Below are 20,844 nucleotides of genomic sequence, written 5' to 3' on the forward strand. Positions count from 1 at the left end.
CATGAAATTAAATACTATAAAAAGAACAGCTATTTGTATTTCCTTGCTTGCTGCAGTGAGTTGTACAGATAATTTTGAAGAAATAAATACTAATCCAAACGGTATTACCCAAGAATTATTAGAACAAGATTTTAATCATATAAAAGGTTCATTTGGACCAATGTTCAATAATATAATAGTTCTTACACCAGAATGGAAATACCAAGTCCAACAAGGATTACAAGGAGATATTTGGTCAGGTTATATGGCTACAGGAACTGCATTTAGAGGAGGAACAAACAATACTACTTATGATCTTGTAGACGGTTGGAATGGTTTTGCTTGGGGATCCGCTTATGGAGATGTAATGTTTAATGCATACAATGTAGAACAAAAAGCAAAAGGGAAATACGATCAGTTTTATGCGCTCTCTTTGATTTTGAAAGTTGAAGGGATGCATAGGATAACGGACACTTATGGACCTATTGTATATTCAAAATTTGGAACTACTGATCCGGTAATTGCTTATGATTCTCAAGACGAAGTTTACAATCAAATGTTCAAAGAATTAGATATTGCAGTTGCTGAATTGACAAAAAGAGTAGATGCAAATGAAGCTTCTACATTTGTAACTACTGATCTTTCATCTTATAAAGGGGATTATAAACAATGGGTTAAATTTGCTAATTCATTACGTCTAAGATTAGCCATGCGTATCGTTAAAAAGAATCCAACTTTGGCGAAAGCGGAAGCAGAAAAAGCCATTACTCAAAAATATGGAGTTATGACTGTAAATGCTGATACTTTCAAAGTGGTATCTCCTACATACAACAATCCAATTGCTACAATTAGTGCAGCTTGGGGAGACATTCGTATGTCAGCAGATATGGAATCAATAATGGGTGGTTATGCTGATCCAAGGTTACCAATTTTCTTTAATACATCAGTTCAATTTCCTGGTCAGTTCAAAGGAGTTCGTACTGGAATAGAAATTGCTGCTAAAGCTGATCATGTTGATTTTTCAGCGATTGGCCCAATTGTCAATTCAAAAGAGATTGTTTTGATGAATACAGCCGAAGTATATTTATTAAGAGCTGAAGGAGCTTTAAGAGGTTGGAATATGGGTGGGACAGCTCAAAGTTTGTATGAAATGGGTATAACTGCTTCTTTCGATCAACATGGAGTTTCAGGCGCTACGGCTTACATTGCTGATAATGTGAAAACAGCAAAAGCGTATGTAGATCCTAATTTTCCGGCAAATAATGGTGCAGCATTAAATAATGTGACTGTTGCTTGGGATGTTGCTGCCACAAATGAAGTGAAGTTACAAAAAATCATTACTCAAAAATGGATTGCAGGTTTCCCGGAAGGGCAAGAAGCTTGGTCTGAATACAGAAGAACAGGATATCCAAAATTATTACCGGTTCTTAAAAACACAAGTGGAGGTAAAATTGATTCTAATTTAGGGGTAAGAAGGGTAAACTTTGTGCAGTCTGAAAAAGATGGAAATGCAGGTGGTGTAGCTACTGGACTAACAAAACTTGGTGGAGCTGATACAGGAGGAACTAGACTTTGGTGGGATACTACCGGACCTAACTTCTAAAAAGATAAGTATAGATTGAAAATAAAAATGGTGTAAGTAATTCCTATTATTTACGCCATTTTTTATATCATAATTTTTTTAGAGAATGAGTCTCTATAAAAGAATTTAAAATTGGTGTTATAAAAATAAGACCTATTTTTAAGAACGGATTATTGAATAAATGATGTCGTTTGTTTAAATTTTTTGACTGTTGGTATATTTTATTTTTTTAGGTAAAACGTTTTAGTTAGCTTTATACCACGATAAGCAAATAAAACCAAAATCAATAGATTTTACTAAAAAAAAAATATTTTTTAGTTTCTAAAAGACTTATATAATTTAAATAAGTTTTTTGTGGCAGAATAAATCAACAGTTTATATTTGTAATATGATTAATATCAACGAAGTAAGTAAATCGAATAAATAAAATAAAAATGAAAAGTGCTTTAGAAATTAAACCAGACATTAGCTATAAAAGTGCCGGTAAATTTGAAGAAACTAGATTTGAAAAAATTCACAACGAAATTTTCAAAAACTCAAAAGAAGCTTCTATAATTGTAGCTCAAGAAATTGCTGAATTAATTAAATCCAAGCAAGAGAAAAATAAATCTTGTGTTCTTGGTTTGGCTACAGGTTCTTCACCTATAAAAGTGTATGAAGAACTAGTTAGAATGCATAAAGAAGAAGGACTTAGTTTTAGTAATGTAATCACTTTTAATTTGGATGAATACTATCCAATGACTAAAGAGAACAATCAGAGTTATCATTATTTTATGCATCAGCATCTTTTTAATCATATTGATATTAAGCCTGAAAACGTACATATTCCAGACGGAACTATAGCTATTGAAGAGCTGAATCAATATTGCATTGATTATGAAATGAATATTAAAAATGCTGGGGGACTTGATTTTCAATTATTAGGTATTGGTCGTACGGGTCACGTTGGGTTCAATGAACCGGGATCTCATATCAACTCAGGTACTCGAATAATTACTTTGGATCACATTACAAGAGTCGATGCTTCATCAGATTTTAATGGGATTGATAATGTTCCTAAAAGAGCCGTTACCATGGGTGTTTCTACGATTCTTAGATCTAAAAGGATTGTATTAATGGCTTGGGGCCAAAATAAAGCCGATATAATAAAAAGAACGATTCAAGGGGATATTAGCTCTGAAGTTCCAGCTACATTTTTGCAAAATCATACTAATGCCACTTTCGTTTTAGATCAATCGGCAGCTTCAGAATTAACCCGTTTCAAAACACCGTGGTTAGTTGGTGAGTGTATTTGGACTCAAGAATTAAAAAGCAAAGCGATTGTTTGGCTGTGTCAAAGTACCAATCAATCGATTTTGAAATTGACCGACAGAGATTACAATAATAACGGAATGTCTGATCTTTTAGCATTAGAAGGATCTGCTTACGACTTGAATATAAATATGTTCAATGTATTGCAGCACACCATAACCGGATGGCCAGGAGGTAAACCTAATACTGACGATTCTCATAGACCGGAAAGGGCTAATCCTGATAAGAAAAGAGTAATCCTTTTTAGTCCGCATCCTGATGATGATGTGATTTCTATGGGAGGAACTTTTTCGAAATTAATAAAACAAGGACATGATGTTCATGTGGTTTATCAAACCTCTGGAAACATTGCAGTTACAGATGATGAAGCACTCAAATTTGCGGAGGTTTGTAACGATTTTGTTGGAGATGATAAAACTAAAATTAATTTTCAAGCAGTTATTGATTTTTTAAATAATAAATCAGAAAATGAAGTTGACTCGGTTGAGGTTAGAAAATTGAAAGGATTGATTAGACGCAGAGAGTCTTATGCTGCTACAAGATATATTGGATTAAAAGATGAAAACACTCATTTTTTAGATTTACCATTTTATGAAACAGGACAAGTAAAGAAAAACCCTTTAGGTCCAGAAGATATTGCTATTGTTCAAGATATTATTGCTAAAATTAAACCACATCAAGTTTTTGCCGCTGGCGATCTTGCTGATCCACATGGTACCCATGAAGTTTGTCTGAATGCTATTTTTGCTGCTATGGCCGCATTAAAACCACAGCCATACATGAATGACTGTTGGTTATGGCTATACCGCGGTGCTTGGCATGAATGGGATATCCACGAAATTGATATGGCAGTGCCATTAAGTCCTGATGAGGTTTTACTCAAAAGACATGCTATTTTATACCATCAATCTCAAAAAGACAGAGTAATGTTTCAAGGGAACGACTCTAGAGAATTTTGGGTAAGAGCCGAAGACCGTAATAAGAGTACGGCAAAACTATACGATGATTTAGGTCTTGCTGAATACGAAGCTATTGAAGCTTTTAAGCGTTTTGACTATTAAAAAATACTTTTAAAAAACGGATAAAAAATATGAAATTCATTCTAATCCTATTATTCAGTGCTTTTGTTTCTAATGCTCAAATACAAAAAGAACAATTAGATCTTATGCCGTGGCCTCAAAATATAAATTTGACTGCTGGTACTTTTGCTTTAAGCAAAGGATTTAAAGTAAATATTACCGGTAATCCAAATCCTCGAATATTCGTAGGAGCAACTAACTTCTTGCGAAGATTAGACGGAAGAACAGGTTTGTTTTTTGAGCAAGGTTTTTCAACAAAAATTAACGAAAATCCAGAAGCTGAATTGCAAATTAATTGTGTTCGCAACGGAAAAATAGGATTGTATGAAGATGAAAGTTATCAACTTAGTATTGAATCCAATAAAATAAAAATTAATGCTACAACTGATTTAGGAGCTCTACATGGTTTGGAAACATTATTGCAATTATTGCAAAATAATAGTAAATCATATAATTTTCCAACAGTTGAAATTACAGATTTACCACGGTTTACATGGAGAGGATTGATGATAGATGCCGCAAGGCATTTTCAGCCTGTAGCTGTGATTAAAAGAAATCTGGATGCTATGGCTTCAATGAAAATGAACGTTTTTCATTGGCATTTAGTAGATGATCAAGGATGGCGAATAGAAATGAAAAACCATCCAAAGTTTACACAAATGGCTTCAGACGGAGAGTTCTACACTCAAGAAGAAATCAAGAATGTTGTAAAATATGCCGGAGATAGAGGAATTATGGTAGTTCCAGAAATTGATGTTCCAGGACATGCATCAGCAATACTAACGGCATATCCGGAATTAGGCAGCAAAGTGGTGGATTTAAAATCTAATTCAGTTGAAAGTAAAAAACAAAGTGCTGCAATTGCAAATTATGCTATCGAAAGAAGATCAGGAATTTTTGATGCAACATTAGATCCAATAAATCCCAAAACATATCAATTGTTGAGTGAAATTTTTGATGAAGTTTGTCCTTTATTCCCAGGTGATTATTTTCATATTGGTGGAGATGAAAACAATGGAAAAGAATGGGATGCAAATCCTAAAATACAAGAATTCAAGAAGAAAAATAAATTAGCAAATAATCATGATTTGCAAACGTATTTCACCATGCAGTTAGTTCCAATGTTAAAAAAGCATAACAAAAAATTAATGGGATGGGAAGAAATAATGACTGAAAATATGTCTAAAGATGCCATTATTCATGCCTGGAGAGGAACCAATGAAGGGCTTTCGGCGGGAGGGTCATTAATCAAAGCCGCAAAAAATGGTTATAAAACAGTTTTGTCAAATGGCTATTACATTGATTTAATGTTAGGTGTAGAAAGTCATTATCTAAATGATCCAATCCCCAAAAACAGTATCCTGACTCCTGAAGAAAAAGCAAGGATTCTTGGTGGAGAAGCAGCTATGTGGAGCGAACTAGCAACACCTTTAAACATAGATTCAAGAATTTGGCCAAGAACAGCTGCTATTGCGGAACGATTGTGGTCTAATGAAAATGTTACCGATATGAATAGCCTTCATAAAAGACTAAAAACGGTTTCTTTTAGATTAGAAGAACTTGGAATTACACATATAAGAAATAAGGAGGTGATTTTAAGAAACATTAGTAACAATCAACAAACTAGTGCTCTGAATGATTTTTCAAATGTTTGCGAACCATTGAAATTATATACTCGTAATAGTCATGGAATAAAATATCGCATGTATTCTCCTTTTACTTTATTTGCTGATGCATGTACAGCTGATGCATTAGATGTTTTTGATTTTGATACAGCAGTGAACAAATATTTAGAGAATAAAAGCTTAGAAAATCAAACTGTTGTAACTAATTATTTGAAAAAATGGATGGCCATGAATATGGACTTAATTACTTTAAGCGCTAATGCTCCATTAATTCAACCGCTTTTACCTTTGTCTAAAAGTTTAAGTGATATTTCAGAACAACTTTTACTTGTTATCGAGAAAAAGCAAACTGTAAATCAAGCTACAATTAATGATTTATTAGTACAATGTAATTCTAAGAAGAATGCTGATGTAGAATTAGCAGTTTACAATAGTTTAAAAAAGTTACTTTAAGTTTTAAATCGATATAAAATATTAGTTTCTTTTCTATTTGGTTAATGGTTTGTTTTAAAGAAAATTAATATTGCAATCCTGACAGGTATTATTCTGTCAGGATTTTTTTGATTAGCACTTTAATGTTAAGCAAATTACAATTCATAAAAATGTATTTTCCGAATAAAAAAAATCAGTATTTTTTTCGTATTTTTGCAAAAATTTTATAAAAAATAATATTCATGTTAACAGTAAATAATTTATCAGTTCAGTTTGGCAAACGAATTTTGTTTGACGAAGTAAATACTACCTTCACACACGGTAATATATACGGAGTTATTGGAGCCAACGGTGCTGGAAAATCTACTTTTCTTAAAATAATTGCTGGAGAAATGGATCCTACATCAGGACATATTCATTTAGAGCCAGGTAAACGTATGTCGGTTTTGAACCAAAACCATAATATGTTTGATGAGAGTACCGTTCTTGAGACTGTAATGATGGGGAATAAAACATTGTATGCCATTAAAAAAGAAATGGATGCTTTGTATTTAGATTACAATGATTCAAATGCAGACAGAATAGGGGAGTTGCAAGTGCAATTTGAAGAGATGAATGGTTGGAATGCTGATTCTGATGCCGCATCAATGTTGTCTAATCTTGGTATTACAGAAGAGCATCATTATACTTTAATGGGAGATTTAGAAGGAAAGATAAAAGTTCGTGTCCTTTTGGCACAAGCACTTTTTGGAAATCCTGATTTGCTTATTATGGATGAGCCTACCAATGATTTGGATTTTGAAACCATCGCTTGGTTAGAAAATTTCTTGGCAAATTATGAAAATACAGTAATTGTAGTTTCTCACGACAGACACTTTTTAGATTCAGTTTGTACCCACATATCGGATATTGATTTCAGTAAAATAAATCATTATTCAGGAAATTATACTTTTTGGTATGAATCAAGTCAATTAGCAGCAAAACAACGCGCACAACAGAATAAGAAAGCGGAAGAAAAGAAACAGGAATTAGAAGAATTTATTCGTCGTTTTAGTGCGAATGTGGCCAAGTCAAAACAAGCTACTTCTCGTAAAAAAATGATTAGTAAGTTGAATATTTCTGAGATAAAACCTTCAAGTCGTCGTTATCCTGCCATTATTTTTGACCAAGAGCGTGAAGCTGGAGATCAAATCTTAAACGTACAAAATTTAAGTGCTTCAATAGATGGGGATGTTTTGTTTAAAGGAGTAGATTTGAATATGGCGAAAGGCGATAAAATAGTTCTTTTCTCAAAAGACTCCCGTGCAACAACAGCTTTCTACGAAATTTTAAACGGAAATCAAAAAGCGGATTCAGGAACTTACGATTGGGGAGTTACTACAAACCAAGCCTATTTACCAGTAGAAAACCATTCTTTTTTTGAAAGTGATTATTCGCTTGTAGATTGGTTGCGTCAATGGGTAAAAACCGAAGAAGAGCGTGATGAGGTTAATATTCGTAGTTTCCTTGGGAAAATGATTTTCTCTGGAGAAGAAGCCTTGAAAACGTGTAGAGTATTATCAGGAGGAGAAAAAGTACGTTGTATGTTATCTCGAATGATGATGGAAAGAGCCAATGTCTTAATGCTTGACGAACCTACGAATCACTTGGATTTAGAGTCCATTACGGCCTTTAATAATTCATTGAAGAACTTCAAAGGATCTGTGATTTTTACTACTCATGATCATGAATTCTCTCAAACGGTAGCCAATAGAGTTATTGAATTGACTCCAAATGGTGCGATTGACCGTTATATGACCTTTGATGATTATCTTGATGATGAAAAAGTACAGGAATTGAGAACGAAAATGTATACCGTATAGGTTCTTGAAAATTAATAAATTTTAGAGCTATAATTATTTAAACCATCATGAAATTATTTTATGATGGTTTATCTTTTTAAGGTAAAATGTGATTTAAATTCGGTTATTTTACCATTTTCTTTATAGACTGCTTTGAACCAGTAATCACTTGAAGGTAATGGAAGCCCATTATATTTTCCATCCCAACCTAAATCATCAAGTGTTATTAATTTTAATAATTTTCCATATCGATCATAAATATAGATTACTGCTTCATTTTGCTTTACAAGCTCAGTAATATTCCATAAGTCATTTATCCCATCGTCATTTGGCGTAAAATAATGCGGATACTTAAATGAATATGGTATTGGAATTACGTCTACAGTTATTTTTTTTCTATTAGAGTCTTCACAACCATTTAGTGATTGACTTACATAATAATTAGTTGATCCAAGAATTGCGGTTTGTGGAATAGGAGCAGTTTCGGAACCAATTCCTCCTGAATCGCTCCTGTACCATAATAAATTGCTTCCCCCAGCTGTTAATTCTTTAGAAATTGCATTTTGCTCATACGTAATTGGACTAACAATGTACATGGCAGGAAAACTGATAAGATCATTAATCACTACTAGTTTTGAGGCTTCACAATTCGCTACATTTCTTGTTTTTATAAAATAGGTTTTAGGTGTTAAAAGTGTTGCTGTATTATTTGTTGTCCAAGTTTTCCCATTATCAAAACTGTATTCCTTTGCAGGCGATGTAATCGTAATTGTACCTGTATTTATGAAGCAACTTGGCTGAATAATAGAAACAGTTGGTTCTGGAATTGTATTATTTACATTGTATGGAGAACTTAAAATGCAACTTAAATGGTCCGTTATTTTTATAATGTAATTTCCAAAATTAATGGTGTTGTTTGGAATCGAAATGGTAGATTTTGTTGCTCCTTGAATAGCGATTCCTTCTTTGTACCACTGATACTGTACATTTAAGCTAACTTTTATTGTTGGATTGGCTGTCAAGACTAAATTATTTTCACAAAATGCCCCACTTCGTTTTATATTAACTCCAAACAATGTGGATTTATTTAATATTAAATTATCAAATAAAAACATAGGTGCTTCATATGGTCCTCTCGATGGTTCATAGGGATAGCTCAGGGGTAATTTTTGAGGACTACCAATAATAATAGTCTCGATATCTATTGTTGGAATGAAAGTGATTGTTAATTTTTCCCATTTAGAAGCTGGGGTATATGTCGCACTTCCTATTTCTATCCACTTAGGACCATAAGTAGGAGGGCTTTGAAAAATATTATAATAAACATCAGAAGTTAATGGCAGATTTGAGCAGCTGTTAGACCCATATAAAGTGATATTAAGTGGTTCTAAATCGAGTTCGTCCAAAGAGGGCTGTTCATGATTCTTCACTGCTGCGCTCTTAGTTGGCTCGCCTAATGAAGCATATCCGGAAACGATTAAGGCTGCTATATCTAATGTGAGTTGGTATTCTTCTCCTGCGATCATTGGTGATAATAGACAGGTGCCTACATACCCTTTTTTATTACCGGTAAAAAGACTTCCTATAATTCCACTACCATCGGGATACGGCATTAGTCCTGATTTATAAATTTCATTTTCTAATAAATCAATGCCACAATTCATATAATTAACTCTGGAATTGTTGGCTTGTGTCCAAGAAGTAGCTGTAATAAAATTCTGTGGGTATTTGTATGGGCAATCATCGAATTCTTCAAACGAATGATTTGGGATTATGGAGCGAACTGAAGTGGTATCACATATACAATCAGAATCATTTAAGTCAATTTTTCCATCACCGTCATCATCAATACCATTATTGCAATTTTCTTGACTAAATGATAAGAAACAAATGAAAAATAGCAAATAGAAACAACTTATCTTCATAAAAATGATTATTTACTCAAATATAAGAAAATAATTATATTTTTATTAAATAAAAAAATAAGTGGCTACAATGAATTGGAGTAATTTTTTAGTTGCAATAATAAAAGCTGTTCTAAAAGAAATTTTGGACAACTTTTATTTTATGCAACCTTAATTTAATGACCTTAAATTATTAATTAAACTACATTTAATTGTTTCTTATTTTTTACCAAAGATTTTACTTATAATAAAAGCTACGATTGCAATTACAGCAATCACTATAAAGATACCTACGCCCATTCCGGCTTTAAATATTCCTTCTACTACAGAACAGCTTGTAAATGAAAGTAATATTATAAAAAGTACCATTAATCTTGTTATTTCTTTTTGCATGATTTTATGTTTTTAGATTATTATAAAAGTATAGAAATAGAATAGTGATTAGTTATATAATTTCTGTAGTTTCTTGTGAAATTTTTATAATTATCGAAAAAACAACAAAATGTTAGTTCATAATTAGTAATTATTTTTTTTAAACTAATTTTTATATCAAAAAAAATATATTTTTGAGTTTTACTATTTCTATTTAAACCCAATTTATAAAATGACCAACATTACTTTCAATTTAAAAACTCCTCGGATAGACGTAGTCGATGCCTTACGTGGTTTTGCAATAATGTCAATTATGTTACTTCATAATGTTGAACATTTTGAATATTATTATTTACCGGAAAATTTCCCAGCTTGGTTGGTGGCTTTGGATAAAATTGTTTGGGATTCTTTATTTTTCCTTTTTGGGGGTAAATCGTATGCCATTTTTGCACTGCTATTTGGTTTTAGTTTTTATATTCAAAATGATAATCAAGCTAAAAAAGGAAATGATTTCAGAGGGCGATTTTTTTGGAGAATGATGCTATTATTGGTTTTTGGACTTATCAATACGGCATTTTATCAAGGTGATATTCTTACTTTATATGCTTTTTTAGGGCTTTTATTGATACCGGTTGTAAATTGGAGCAATAAAGCAGTTTTTATTACTGCCGTTATTTTAATGTTGCAACCATTAGAATGGGGAAGATGTATTTATTATATTTTAAATCCAGATTATGTAGCTCCACCTAATTTGTCTAATGCCTATTATGAAAGCATTGGGTATTATATGAAAAATGGATCTTTCGTTGATTATGTAATTGGAGACTTGACATTAGGAAAAACCGCCTCTTTATTATGGTCATGGGAAAATGGAAGGTTTTTCCAAGCTCCAGCTTTATTTATGTTTGGAATGTTATTAGGGAGAAAACAACTTTTCACAACTACCGTTAAAAATATTCAATTTTGGAGCAAAGTATTACGATATGCGATTGTTTTCTTTATTCCATTGTATTTTTTAAAGACCAATATGATCGACTTAGTAAAAAGAGCAACGTTATCCAATAAGTTGACTGTAATCTTTGCTTCATGGTCAAATGTTGCATTTATGTTAGTACTCGTTTCTACTTTTGTTTTACTGTATCAAAAGGATTCGGTTAATAAAGTCCTTGTTAAATTGATTCCTTTTGGAAAAATGAGTTTGACGAATTATATCATGCAATCCATGATTGGTTCCTTTATTTATTATAGGTATGGCCTTGGTCTTTTTGAATATACAGGTGCAACATACTGTTTATTGATAGGGATTGTATTATTTATTATTCAATTATCATTCTGTACTTGGTGGCTTAAAACCCATAAGCAAGGGCCTTTAGAATATATTTGGCACAAAGCAACATGGATTTCATTCGGTAAATAATATGTGCAACCATTTTCTCTCTTTATAATTATAAAATCATAAAGTGGAATTCGTATATTTGCAAAACCAAACAACACACTTTAACATGAGTCAAAAAGTATTACTTACTGCAAAAGAAGTTACTATCATATTACATCGTTTGGCCTGTCAGTTAATTGAAAAACACTTAGATTTTTCAGACACTATTTTGGTAGGAATCCAACCAAGAGGTGTTTTTTTAGCGGAACGTTTGAAAGAAATATTAGAAAAAGAATACCAAACTCCTGAAATCAAGCTTGGTTATCTGGATATTACTTTTTTTAGAGATGATTTTCGCAGAACGGATAAACCATTAGAAGCAAATAAAACCAAGATTAATTTTATTGTTGAAAATAAGAAAGTTATTTTTATTGATGATGTTTTATTTACTGGGAGAAGCATACGCTCTGCCTTGACTGCTATTCAATCATTTGGAAGACCTTCTGAAATTGAATTACTGGTTTTGATTGACAGACGTTTCAGTCGTAATTTACCCATTCAACCGGATTATAGAGGAAGACAGGTAGATGCCATAAATAACGAAAAAGTGAAAGTGAGTTGGAAAGAAAATGATGGTGAAGATGGCGTGTATTTAATTACAAGTTAGACAACATTATATTTGAAATCTAACTATTAAAAAAACTAATAATCGTAAAAAAGAAATGAAAGAATTAAGCGTAAATCATTTATTAGGAATAAAATACATCAACAAGAATGATATTGACTTAATTTTTGAAACTGCCGATCATTTTAAAGAAGTCATCAACCGACCAATTAAGAAAGTACCTTCTTTACGAGATATTACTATTGCCAATATTTTTTTCGAAAACAGTACCCGAACAAAACTCTCTTTTGAATTAGCACAAAAACGTTTATCTGCTGATGTAATTAGTTTTTCGGCGGCACAATCTTCAGTAAAAAAAGGAGAAACACTAATCGATACAGTAAATAATATACTTTCGATGAAAGTGGATATGGTGGTGATGCGACATGCTAATCCTGGTGCAGCTTATTTTTTATCCAAAAACGTAAAAGCCAGTATCGTAAATGCTGGTGACGGAGCGCATGAACATCCTACACAAGCGTTATTAGACAGTTATTCAATTAGAGAAAAATTAGGAGAAGTAGCAGGAAAAAAAGTAGTCATTGTAGGTGATGTATTGCATTCCAGAGTGGCATTATCTAATATATATGCTTTGCAAATGCAAGGGGCAGAGGTAAAAGTTTGCGGACCAAAAACGCTAATTCCAAGGCATATTGAATCCCTTGGAGTTACTGTAGAACCTAATTTGAGAAAAGCGCTTGAATGGTGTGATGTAGCCAATATGTTACGTGTTCAAAACGAGAGAATGGATGTTAATTATTTTCCATCAACAAGAGAATATGCGCAACAATATGGAGTTGATAAAACATTACTGGATTCACTGAATAAAGAAATCATAATTATGCATCCGGGGCCTATCAACCGTGGTGTCGAAATTACCAGCGAAGTAGCCGATTCAAGTCAATCAGTTATTTTGAATCAAGTAGAAAATGGTGTGGCGATTAGAATGGCTGTTATTTATCTTTTGGCTTCAAAAATTCAGTAATTTCAAAGAAAAACTTAGTAACTTAGCTACTTGGTAACCTGTCTGCCGTTACGCAGCTTCTGAAACTTAAAAAAATGAAAGTAGATCAAAAAGGCCACACAATTACAATTAAAGATACACAAGGTGATTTTACTTCTTTTTTAATGAAGGTAACGCATCAATACAAAACATTTGAAAAGCATAACTTGATTATTGATCTTTTACTTTATAAAGATTTATCTACAGACAGTATAAAGTTATTTTTGCCATTATCAAAACAACATAAAAAAGGTGAAAAGTCATTTGTTATTGTCACTTCAGATTTTGATTATAATGCAGTTCCTGCTAAATTAACGGTAGTTCCTTCCTTGTTAGAAGCACATGATATAATTGAGATGGAAGAGATTGAAAGAGAATTAGGTTTTTAAATTATGTATTCGGTTATTTATTTAACCGTTTAATTGATTTAACCAAATACGCTATAACACATACACAAAAACTTGAAACTAACAATACTTGGTTGCTATGCCGCAACACCTCGAACGTTTACCAATCCTACCGCACAGATTTTAGAAATAAAAAACAGACTTTTTCTGATTGATTGTGGTGAAGGAACTCAGGTGCAGTTACGCAAAAACAAAATCAGATTTTCTAAGATCAATCATATTTTTATTTCGCATTTGCATGGGGATCATTTTTTTGGATTAGTGGGTTTAATCTCGACTTTTACCTTGCTTAACAGAGTCAATGAATTACATATTTACGGACCTAAAGGGATTCAAGAAATCATTAAGTTACAATTGCGATTGTCTAATTCCTGGACTAATTATGGATTGGTTTTTCATGAATTGGAATCTCTTGAAAGTGAAGTAATTTTTGAAGATGAAAAGGTTTTGGTGAAAACGATTCCGTTAAAGCATCGTGTTTATACCAATGGTTTTTTGTTCCAAGAAAAAGTAGGGGAGCGGAAACTAAATTTAGATGCCGTTCAAAATTATGAAATCGATACGTGTTATTATCAGAAAATAAAAAACGGCAAAGACATCACTCTAGAAGATGGCAGAGTCATTGAGAACGATAAATTAACATTCGATCCTATTCCTGCTAAAACCTATGCTTTTTGTTCTGATACTGCTTATAATGAATCCATTCTTCCAATTATTGAAAATGTAGATGTATTATACCATGAATCTACTTTTTTGCAATCAGAAGAAAATCTGGCTAAAAAAACATTGCACTCTACTGCAAAAGAAGCGGCAATGATTGCTTTGAAATCTAATACGAAGCAATTAATTTTAGGGCATTATTCTACAAGATATCAAAACATCGAACTATTTGAGGAAGAAGCCGAAACAATTTTTCCAGAAGTGCTTTTAGCTGATGATGGAAAAAGTTTTGAGTTTTAAGTAAAGAAAATTTATTTGTTGCACTATAAAATTGATACCGTATTTTTAAGATTATTCTATATCGAACAATCTTAAAATCGAACAATCTTAAAATAAAAAAAATGAGTGATTTAAGCAATTATAGAAAATCCTACGAAAAGAGTGAGTTACTGGAATCCAATATTCCGGAAGACCCAATAAACCTATTTAATAGATGGTTTCATGAAGCAGAAGATTTTGGTGCTAACGAAGAAGTTAATGCCATGACGGTCTCTACAATTGGTTTGGATGGCTTCCCAAAGTCCAGAGTTGTTTTGTTAAAAAAATTCAATGAAGAAGGATTTATTTTTTATACCAATTATAATTCAGAAAAAGGGAAGGCTATTATCGAAAATCCTAAAGTATGTCTTTCTTTTTTTTGGCACACAATGGAACGTCAAGTTATCATAAAAGGGATTGCCCAGAAAACAACTGAAGCCATTTCAGATAATTATTTTGAATCCAGACCTGATGGAAGTAAATTAGGAGCGATAGTATCAAACCAAAGCGAAGTAGTTCCTTCTCGAGAATTTTTAGAAGAAAATCTAAAACAATTAGAAAAAGATTTTGATAGTATGGTTATTCCAAGACCCAAGCATTGGGGAGGATTTTTGGTTACTCCTTTAGAAGTTGAATTTTGGCAAGGAAGACCTAACAGATTGCATGATAGAATTAGGTACACAAGTCAAAAAGATTTCTCTTGGAAAATTGATCGATTATCTCCATAATGTAAGAAAAATACATTTATAAAAATATTTATTGTGCATTTCATCGATTTTATTTGGTAGTTTAGCGATAAAATGTGTAGTTTTAAAATATAATTAAAGCACAATATTTGTAAATACATTAAAGAAGTTTGCCCCACAATCTACTTTAAACTTAAACTACTACTTTATGAAACTAAAATTACTTCGCGCATTATTGCTCGTGGCTGTGATATGCACTATGAATTCTTGTTCTTCAGATACTTCTGCAACACCAGAGACGGATGCTGCTTCAACACAAAAGGTTGTTAATTATACATATAGTACATCTGAAATTGAAACGATGAACTTGATTAATGCTTACAGAGTTAGTATTGGTCTAAATTCTTTAGAAAAAATTAATCATATCTCTTATAAATCAGAAGAACATGACAATTATATGATTACTAATAATGTAGTTAATCATGATGATTTTGTTGCTCGCTCTGAAAATATAATTAAAGTATTAGGTGCAAAAACTGTAAGCGAAAATATTGCTTATAATTATAGTACGCCTCAAGCTGCTTTAAATGCATGGTTAGCTAGTCCAGGACACAAAGAAAATATTGAAGGTAATTTTACTCATTTTGGTATCTCAATTCGAGAAAACCCAGTAACAGGAAAAAAATATTATACAAACATTTTTGCAAAAATATAAGTTAATTTTTTGTTTATTTTTGGTATTTAGAGGCTGTTTTCCCCCAAAAGGCAGCCTCTTTTTAATTAAGAAGATAAAAATGCTAAAAAGAGTAAACTTTAAAATATTAAAACATATTGCTATTTATAAAAAAGTCTAATGGAAATTATTTCATTAGACTTTTTTATTTTGAATTGGTATGGTTCTAATTACGAACTTGTATTTAAAGTAAATTTTATTAATCAGGTTTAAGAATTATATTTTAAATAACATCTTTGCATAAGTAAGTCTATCTTTTTTTTATAAAAAAAGAAGCTGTCTTATCGAGACAACTTCCTTTAGATTTGATTGCTTTTACAAAGCAGTAATAATAAACTCGCTTCGTCTGTTAAGTTGATGTTCTTCTTCAGTACATTCTACAGTATCACTACATTTATTCACTAATTGTGATTCACCGAATCCTTTTCCAGTCAATCTGCTTGAATCAATCCCGTTTTTGATTAACCAGTTTATAGTAGATTTAGCTCTTCTATCAGATAAAGCTTCATTGTATTTAAAAGTTCCACGACTATCAGTATGGGAGCGTATATCAAGTTTCATAGTTGGATATTGGCTCATTACATCTAATATTTTTTCTAAATCGATAGCTGCTTCTATTCTGATATTCGATTTGTCAAAGTCAAAGTAAATCATTTTTATACCAAAGCATTTACCTAGATCATCACCAACTGTTACTTTACATTTTTCTTTTTCCAATGCAATCGGTAAATATGTTTTTCCTTTATCGTTAGTAATAGTGATTTTTTGTTCTTTGGTGGTGTATTCTGGTTTTTCAGCTCTTACATTATAGGTTTTTCCACATTCAACAGTAAAAGAATAATTCCCTTTTGCATCAGAAGTAGTAGTGCTTATCAAATTAAATTGACTGTCGTATAAAGTAATTTTAGCATCTGAAAGTAATTCTGCTGTAGTTAAATCAGTAATTTCACCATATAAAAGTTGTTCACAAATAAGCCTTTTGGTTTCTAAGAATTTATAAATATCATCGTATCCTTGTCCACCATCTCTATTGGAGCTAAAAAAACCTCTTCTTGATTTTGTATCTATTAAATAAGCAAAATCATCTTTAGGAGAATTGACATTTTCGCCCACATTCTGAACCTCGCTAAAAGTACCATCTGGATTTATTTTGGATACAAAAACATCTAAACCTCCAAGACCGGGGTGCCCGTCTGAGGCAAAATAAATTTCATTTTCATCATTTACAAAAGGGAAAGTTTCTCTTCCTTCGGTATTGATTGTATTTCCTAAGTTTTCTGGTGTTCCAAAAGTGCCATCATCATTTATTTTTACTTTATATAAATCAGACTGTCCTAATGTTCCAGGCATATCTGAAGCAAAATATAATATTTTTCCATCAGGACTTAAAGCAGGATGTGCTGTACTGTAATTGTTACTGTCAAAAGGTAATTCAGTTATATTTGACCATTTATCGTTTTCTAAACTGGCTTTATATATTTTTACTAGAGTAATTTCATTTCCATCTTTACCTTTTTTACCATCAAGATAATTGTTTCGGGTAAAATACATGGTTTTTCCATCATTTGTAAAGGCTGGGGTAGATTCATGAAATTTTGAATTTATAGTTGCACTAAACTTGTGAGGAGAGCTAGGAGTCATGTTATCGCCTAAATCAGCAGAATATAAATTAGTAAAATATTGATTGGTCCATGTGTGTTTTCTATGTCCTAAACTTCCAGTATCCCTTGCTGAAGCAAATACTATTTTGTTTAAATAGATCGTTGTTCCATAATCAGAGTATTTAGAATTAATACCCGCATCTTCCACTTGATATCTTCCTGAATTGGCTTTAATCGCTTCTAAATAATTGGTATTTTTTTTGAAAAGTTTTCCTCTATTGTCGTTTCCTAGTTTTTGATTGAATAATTCCAGCATTTCATTAGCTTTATCATTTTCACCAATAGATCTCAAAGACTGAGAATAACGATAATAATATTCAGGTTCTAAATCAGGGGTATTCATGGCAAATAATTCTCCATACCATTTAGCTGCTTTGTCTAACTCGGCATTAAAGTAATAAGCGTTCCCTAATTTTTTAAACATATCAGCTGATTTATACCCTTTTTCAGCAACCCTTTCATAGGTTTTTATAGCGTCTACATAGGCATAGTTGTCATACTTTTTATCAGCTGTAGCCAATTTTGCTTTTTGAGAATAAGTATTAAAAGAAAAAATACTTATTATTGTTAAGTAAAGGAGTATATTATTTTTCATAATAATTATTTTTAGAAGAATTTTGGAGTTGTGATTTTATCGTTGTTTTTGATTTTTTTTCTCTGCTATCGCTTCTGATTTTTGTTTTAGTTTCACTAACATTTCATTGGCTTTGTCAATTTGACCAATAAATTTCAAAGACATAGCATATTGATAATAATATTTAGGTTCTAAATCCGTGTTGTTCATGGCAAATAATTCACAATACCATTTAGCGGCTTTGTCTAACTCTGCATTCTGATAATATGAATCTCCCAGTTTTTTAAATAGATCTACTGATTTATATCCTTTTTCAGCGACTCTTTCATAGGTTTTTATGACATCTACGTAAGCATACTTGTCATTTATTTTATCGGTTACATAAAATTTTGAATTTTGTGCATACCCTTTAAAAGAAAAAATAGTTATAATTGTTATGTAAATAAACCTGTTTTTGTTCATAAAACTTATTTTTAAAAGAATCTTGGGGTTGTAATTTTATTGTTATTTTTGAATAATTCATAGCGCAAGAAAATCTCATGCGAACCAGAATTATAATGTTTTAAATTGGTTGTTTCATGGTCATAACCGTATCCTATATACATTCCATCCGAAACCTGAAATCCAGCCATGGCACTTATTGCGGCACTCCATCTATAAGCTACTCCAACTATAAACTTGTTATTGAACATGAAATTTCCTGATACATCAACTTGAAGTGGAGCACCTCCTACGACTTTTGTCAATAATGCGGGTTTGAATTTTATGTAATCATTCATATCAAATACATAACCTGCAATTAAGTAATAATTAATTTTTTCTTTAAAAATAGCTACTTCATTATCATCATACCGATTGCTTTCTATGAAATTAGGTATTGAAAACCCTACATAGGCTTTATTAGAATGCAAATATACGCCTGCACCAATATTTGGAGTGAATTTATTACTGAAATCATGCAAGCTTGGATCATCATCAACAGGATTTAAGCGAGAGACATCCAAATCAAATATGTTTGCAGTTGCTTTAATTCCAAACGAAAGTTTAAAAGTCTCTGAAGTAGGAATAGTATACGATAGATCAGCCGAAATCGTATTCTCATGAGTTGGGCCAATTTTATCATTTATAATTGATACTCCCAATCCCAGATTACTTCCGTTGAGAGGTGTATTCATGGATACAGCGTTAGTTACTGGTGCTCCGTCAAGCCCCACCCATTGTGTACGATGTAATGCAAAAATACTAAGAGCACCTCTAGATCCTGCATAAGCAGGATTAATATTGATTGTGTTGTACATGTATTGAGTAAATTGTGCATCTTGTTGCGCAAAACTTACAATGGCTGTAAACATCAAAACGAAAGAAAATAATTTTGTTTTCATAGTAGATATTTATTATTTTAATTATCTATCGCACTCCAAAGAGTTCGGCAGGTCAGTTGATAAATTTGATTAGAGTTTATCACTCAAGAATAGGGCTGTTGCTGCTATTTTCATTAAACCCGAGGACTATAAAGAGTCCTCAGGATTTTTTTTACTTATTAAGGTACAAATATCCGTCTTTTTTATTAGTTTGAACTTTACCATTACCGTCTATAGAAGTATAATTTAAGATATAAAAATAGGTTCCAGTAGGTAAGCCAGACGATTGACTAATAGTCGATCTGCCTTCAGAGAAGCCTTTGAATGCTTTGGTAGTGTTATTATAGCCTTGAGCATCAAAAACTAAAACTCCCCATCGGTTGTAAATTTCAACAGTATTATCAGGATAACAATTTGTGTCGTCAATATTGTCGATAACAAATACTTCATTAATTCCATCTCCATTTGGAGAGAAGGCATTATGAACTATTATCGTTCCACAAGGCAATACAATGCCACCACAACCAGTCGTTACAGTTATTGTAATTTTTATCGTTCTGGGACAAGTTGCATCGTCAATTTTATATTCAAATATATAATCACCAATTGTAAGACCTGCAGCATTAAGGACAGTTCCTTGTAAACCACTTGTGTTATTTACGTTTGTCCAAGTTCCGTTTGTAGGAGTTCCAGTAGGTAACAGACTCGATAAATCAACAGTTGTAATTTCTCCATCGTTGCAAACAGAACCGGTTATTGCTTGATTACTATTTGTAATGTTGACATTAATGATTTGAGTAAACGTAGATTCATTTCCACAGCCATCAGCCACAAACCATTTTCTTACGAGAGAATAGGAGCTCTGTACCACATTAATTTTTTCTTCAGTATACTTTATTAAAGTTGCAGTAGAACAATTATCAATAAATGATAGTTCAGGTTTTACAGGAATTGCATCACAATTGACATCGATAGTTGCATTAAATTCAGTAGTTGTGGTAGGACCAGTGGTATCTTGAATATTAATGGTTTGTGATGCTGTAGTAGCATTTCCACAATTATCTGTCGCAGTCCAAGTTCTGGTTACAGAATAGGAACCTGTACAAGCACCATTAGTTGTTGCATCAGCGAAAGTCAAAGTTACAGCCAAACCACATTCGTCAGTAGCAGTAGCTGTTGTAAATTCGGGTGTTGCAGAACAAGATATGGTAGTGGCTTCAGGAAGCGAGGCAATAACCGGAGCAGTTGTATCGACTACATTAATAGTTTGTGAAGCT

Annotated in this window: 17 protein-coding genes; 11 read left to right on the forward strand and 6 right to left on the reverse strand. The window is 32.1% G+C overall.

Going from position 1 to position 20,844, the window contains the following annotated elements:
• The first annotated feature begins 1 nt into the window (after nucleotide 1).
• The 4 genes from OA85_RS11560 (at nucleotide 2) to OA85_RS11575 (ending at nucleotide 7,870) form a co-directional block, all read left to right on the forward strand.
• Nucleotides 2-1,582 carry a RagB/SusD family nutrient uptake outer membrane protein gene (locus OA85_RS11560; protein ID WP_039109887.1) on the forward strand — a complete coding sequence of 527 codons (1,581 nt, stop codon included), beginning with the start codon at nucleotides 2-4 and terminating at the stop codon, nucleotides 1,580-1,582.
• Nucleotides 1,583-1,995: 413 nt separating this feature from the next.
• Nucleotides 1,996-3,933 (forward strand): glucosamine-6-phosphate deaminase, encoded by a 1,938-nt coding sequence (gene nagB / locus OA85_RS11565; protein WP_039109888.1) that lies wholly within the window; start codon nucleotides 1,996-1,998, stop codon nucleotides 3,931-3,933.
• A gap of 29 nt (nucleotides 3,934-3,962) precedes the next feature.
• Nucleotides 3,963-6,029 (forward strand): beta-N-acetylhexosaminidase, encoded by a 2,067-nt coding sequence (locus tag OA85_RS11570; RefSeq protein ID WP_039109889.1) that lies wholly within the window; start codon nucleotides 3,963-3,965, stop codon nucleotides 6,027-6,029.
• A gap of 221 nt (nucleotides 6,030-6,250) precedes the next feature.
• Nucleotides 6,251-7,870, forward strand: a complete 1,620-nt coding sequence (locus OA85_RS11575; RefSeq protein ID WP_039109890.1) for an ABC-F family ATP-binding cassette domain-containing protein — start codon at nucleotides 6,251-6,253, stop codon at nucleotides 7,868-7,870.
• A gap of 68 nt (nucleotides 7,871-7,938) precedes the next feature.
• On the opposite strand, the gene OA85_RS11580 is transcribed toward OA85_RS11575, so the two are convergent.
• Both OA85_RS11580 and OA85_RS17495 read right to left on the reverse strand, forming a co-directional pair.
• Nucleotides 7,939-9,774, reverse strand: a complete 1,836-nt coding sequence (locus tag OA85_RS11580; RefSeq protein ID WP_039109891.1) for a T9SS type B sorting domain-containing protein — start codon at nucleotides 9,772-9,774, stop codon at nucleotides 7,939-7,941.
• 198 nt (nucleotides 9,775-9,972) lie between these two features.
• The gene (locus tag OA85_RS17495; RefSeq protein WP_197056077.1) at nucleotides 9,973-10,146 is read right to left on the reverse strand and encodes a hypothetical protein; all 174 of its coding nucleotides are present in this window, start codon (nucleotides 10,144-10,146) and stop codon (nucleotides 9,973-9,975) included.
• A gap of 211 nt (nucleotides 10,147-10,357) precedes the next feature.
• Between OA85_RS17495 and OA85_RS11585 the strand changes: the two genes are divergently transcribed.
• The 7 genes from OA85_RS11585 to OA85_RS11615 all read left to right on the forward strand — a co-directional run bounded on the left by OA85_RS11585 (nucleotide 10,358) and on the right by OA85_RS11615 (nucleotide 15,953).
• Nucleotides 10,358-11,542 carry a DUF418 domain-containing protein gene (locus OA85_RS11585; RefSeq protein WP_039109892.1) on the forward strand — a complete coding sequence of 395 codons (1,185 nt, stop codon included), beginning with the start codon at nucleotides 10,358-10,360 and terminating at the stop codon, nucleotides 11,540-11,542.
• Nucleotides 11,543-11,627: 85 nt separating this feature from the next.
• A complete protein-coding gene (gene pyrR / locus OA85_RS11590) occupies nucleotides 11,628-12,167 on the forward strand; it encodes a bifunctional pyr operon transcriptional regulator/uracil phosphoribosyltransferase PyrR (RefSeq protein WP_035672748.1) in 540 nt (179 codons plus the stop codon).
• 55 nt (nucleotides 12,168-12,222) lie between these two features.
• Nucleotides 12,223-13,149, forward strand: coding sequence for an aspartate carbamoyltransferase catalytic subunit (locus OA85_RS11595; protein ID WP_039109893.1), 927 nt, complete (start codon nucleotides 12,223-12,225; stop codon nucleotides 13,147-13,149).
• A 74-nt stretch (nucleotides 13,150-13,223) separates the two neighbouring features.
• On the forward strand, nucleotides 13,224-13,556 hold the full coding sequence (locus tag OA85_RS11600) for a hypothetical protein (protein ID WP_039109894.1): 333 nt from the start codon (nucleotides 13,224-13,226) through the stop codon (nucleotides 13,554-13,556).
• Nucleotides 13,557-13,628: 72 nt separating this feature from the next.
• Nucleotides 13,629-14,534: a ribonuclease Z gene (locus OA85_RS11605; protein ID WP_039109895.1), complete on the forward strand. Its 906-nt coding sequence runs from the start codon at nucleotides 13,629-13,631 to the stop codon at nucleotides 14,532-14,534.
• 101 nt (nucleotides 14,535-14,635) lie between these two features.
• On the forward strand, nucleotides 14,636-15,280 hold the full coding sequence (gene pdxH / locus OA85_RS11610) for a pyridoxamine 5'-phosphate oxidase (protein ID WP_039109896.1): 645 nt from the start codon (nucleotides 14,636-14,638) through the stop codon (nucleotides 15,278-15,280).
• A 166-nt stretch (nucleotides 15,281-15,446) separates the two neighbouring features.
• Nucleotides 15,447-15,953, forward strand: a complete 507-nt coding sequence (locus tag OA85_RS11615) for a CAP domain-containing protein (protein ID WP_039109897.1) — start codon at nucleotides 15,447-15,449, stop codon at nucleotides 15,951-15,953.
• 333 nt (nucleotides 15,954-16,286) lie between these two features.
• Here the strand turns inward: OA85_RS11615 and OA85_RS11620 are convergent, their stop codons facing one another.
• The 4 genes from OA85_RS11620 to OA85_RS11635 all read right to left on the reverse strand — a co-directional run.
• Nucleotides 16,287-18,227 (reverse strand): OmpA family protein, encoded by a 1,941-nt coding sequence (locus OA85_RS11620; RefSeq protein ID WP_039109898.1) that lies wholly within the window; start codon nucleotides 18,225-18,227, stop codon nucleotides 16,287-16,289.
• A gap of 36 nt (nucleotides 18,228-18,263) precedes the next feature.
• Nucleotides 18,264-18,668, reverse strand: coding sequence for a hypothetical protein (locus tag OA85_RS11625; RefSeq protein WP_039109899.1), 405 nt, complete (start codon nucleotides 18,666-18,668; stop codon nucleotides 18,264-18,266).
• Nucleotides 18,669-18,679: 11 nt separating this feature from the next.
• Nucleotides 18,680-19,588, reverse strand: a complete 909-nt coding sequence (locus tag OA85_RS11630) for a type IX secretion system membrane protein PorP/SprF (protein WP_039109900.1) — start codon at nucleotides 19,586-19,588, stop codon at nucleotides 18,680-18,682.
• Nucleotides 19,589-19,739: 151 nt separating this feature from the next.
• Nucleotides 19,740-20,844: gliding motility-associated C-terminal domain-containing protein (locus OA85_RS11635; RefSeq protein ID WP_039109901.1), on the reverse strand; the 1,105-nt coding region annotated here is incomplete at its 5' end.

The sequence above is a fragment of the Flavobacterium sp. AED genome (genome assembly GCF_000812945.1).
In the GTDB taxonomy this organism is placed as follows: Bacteria; Bacteroidota; Bacteroidia; order Flavobacteriales; family Flavobacteriaceae; genus Flavobacterium.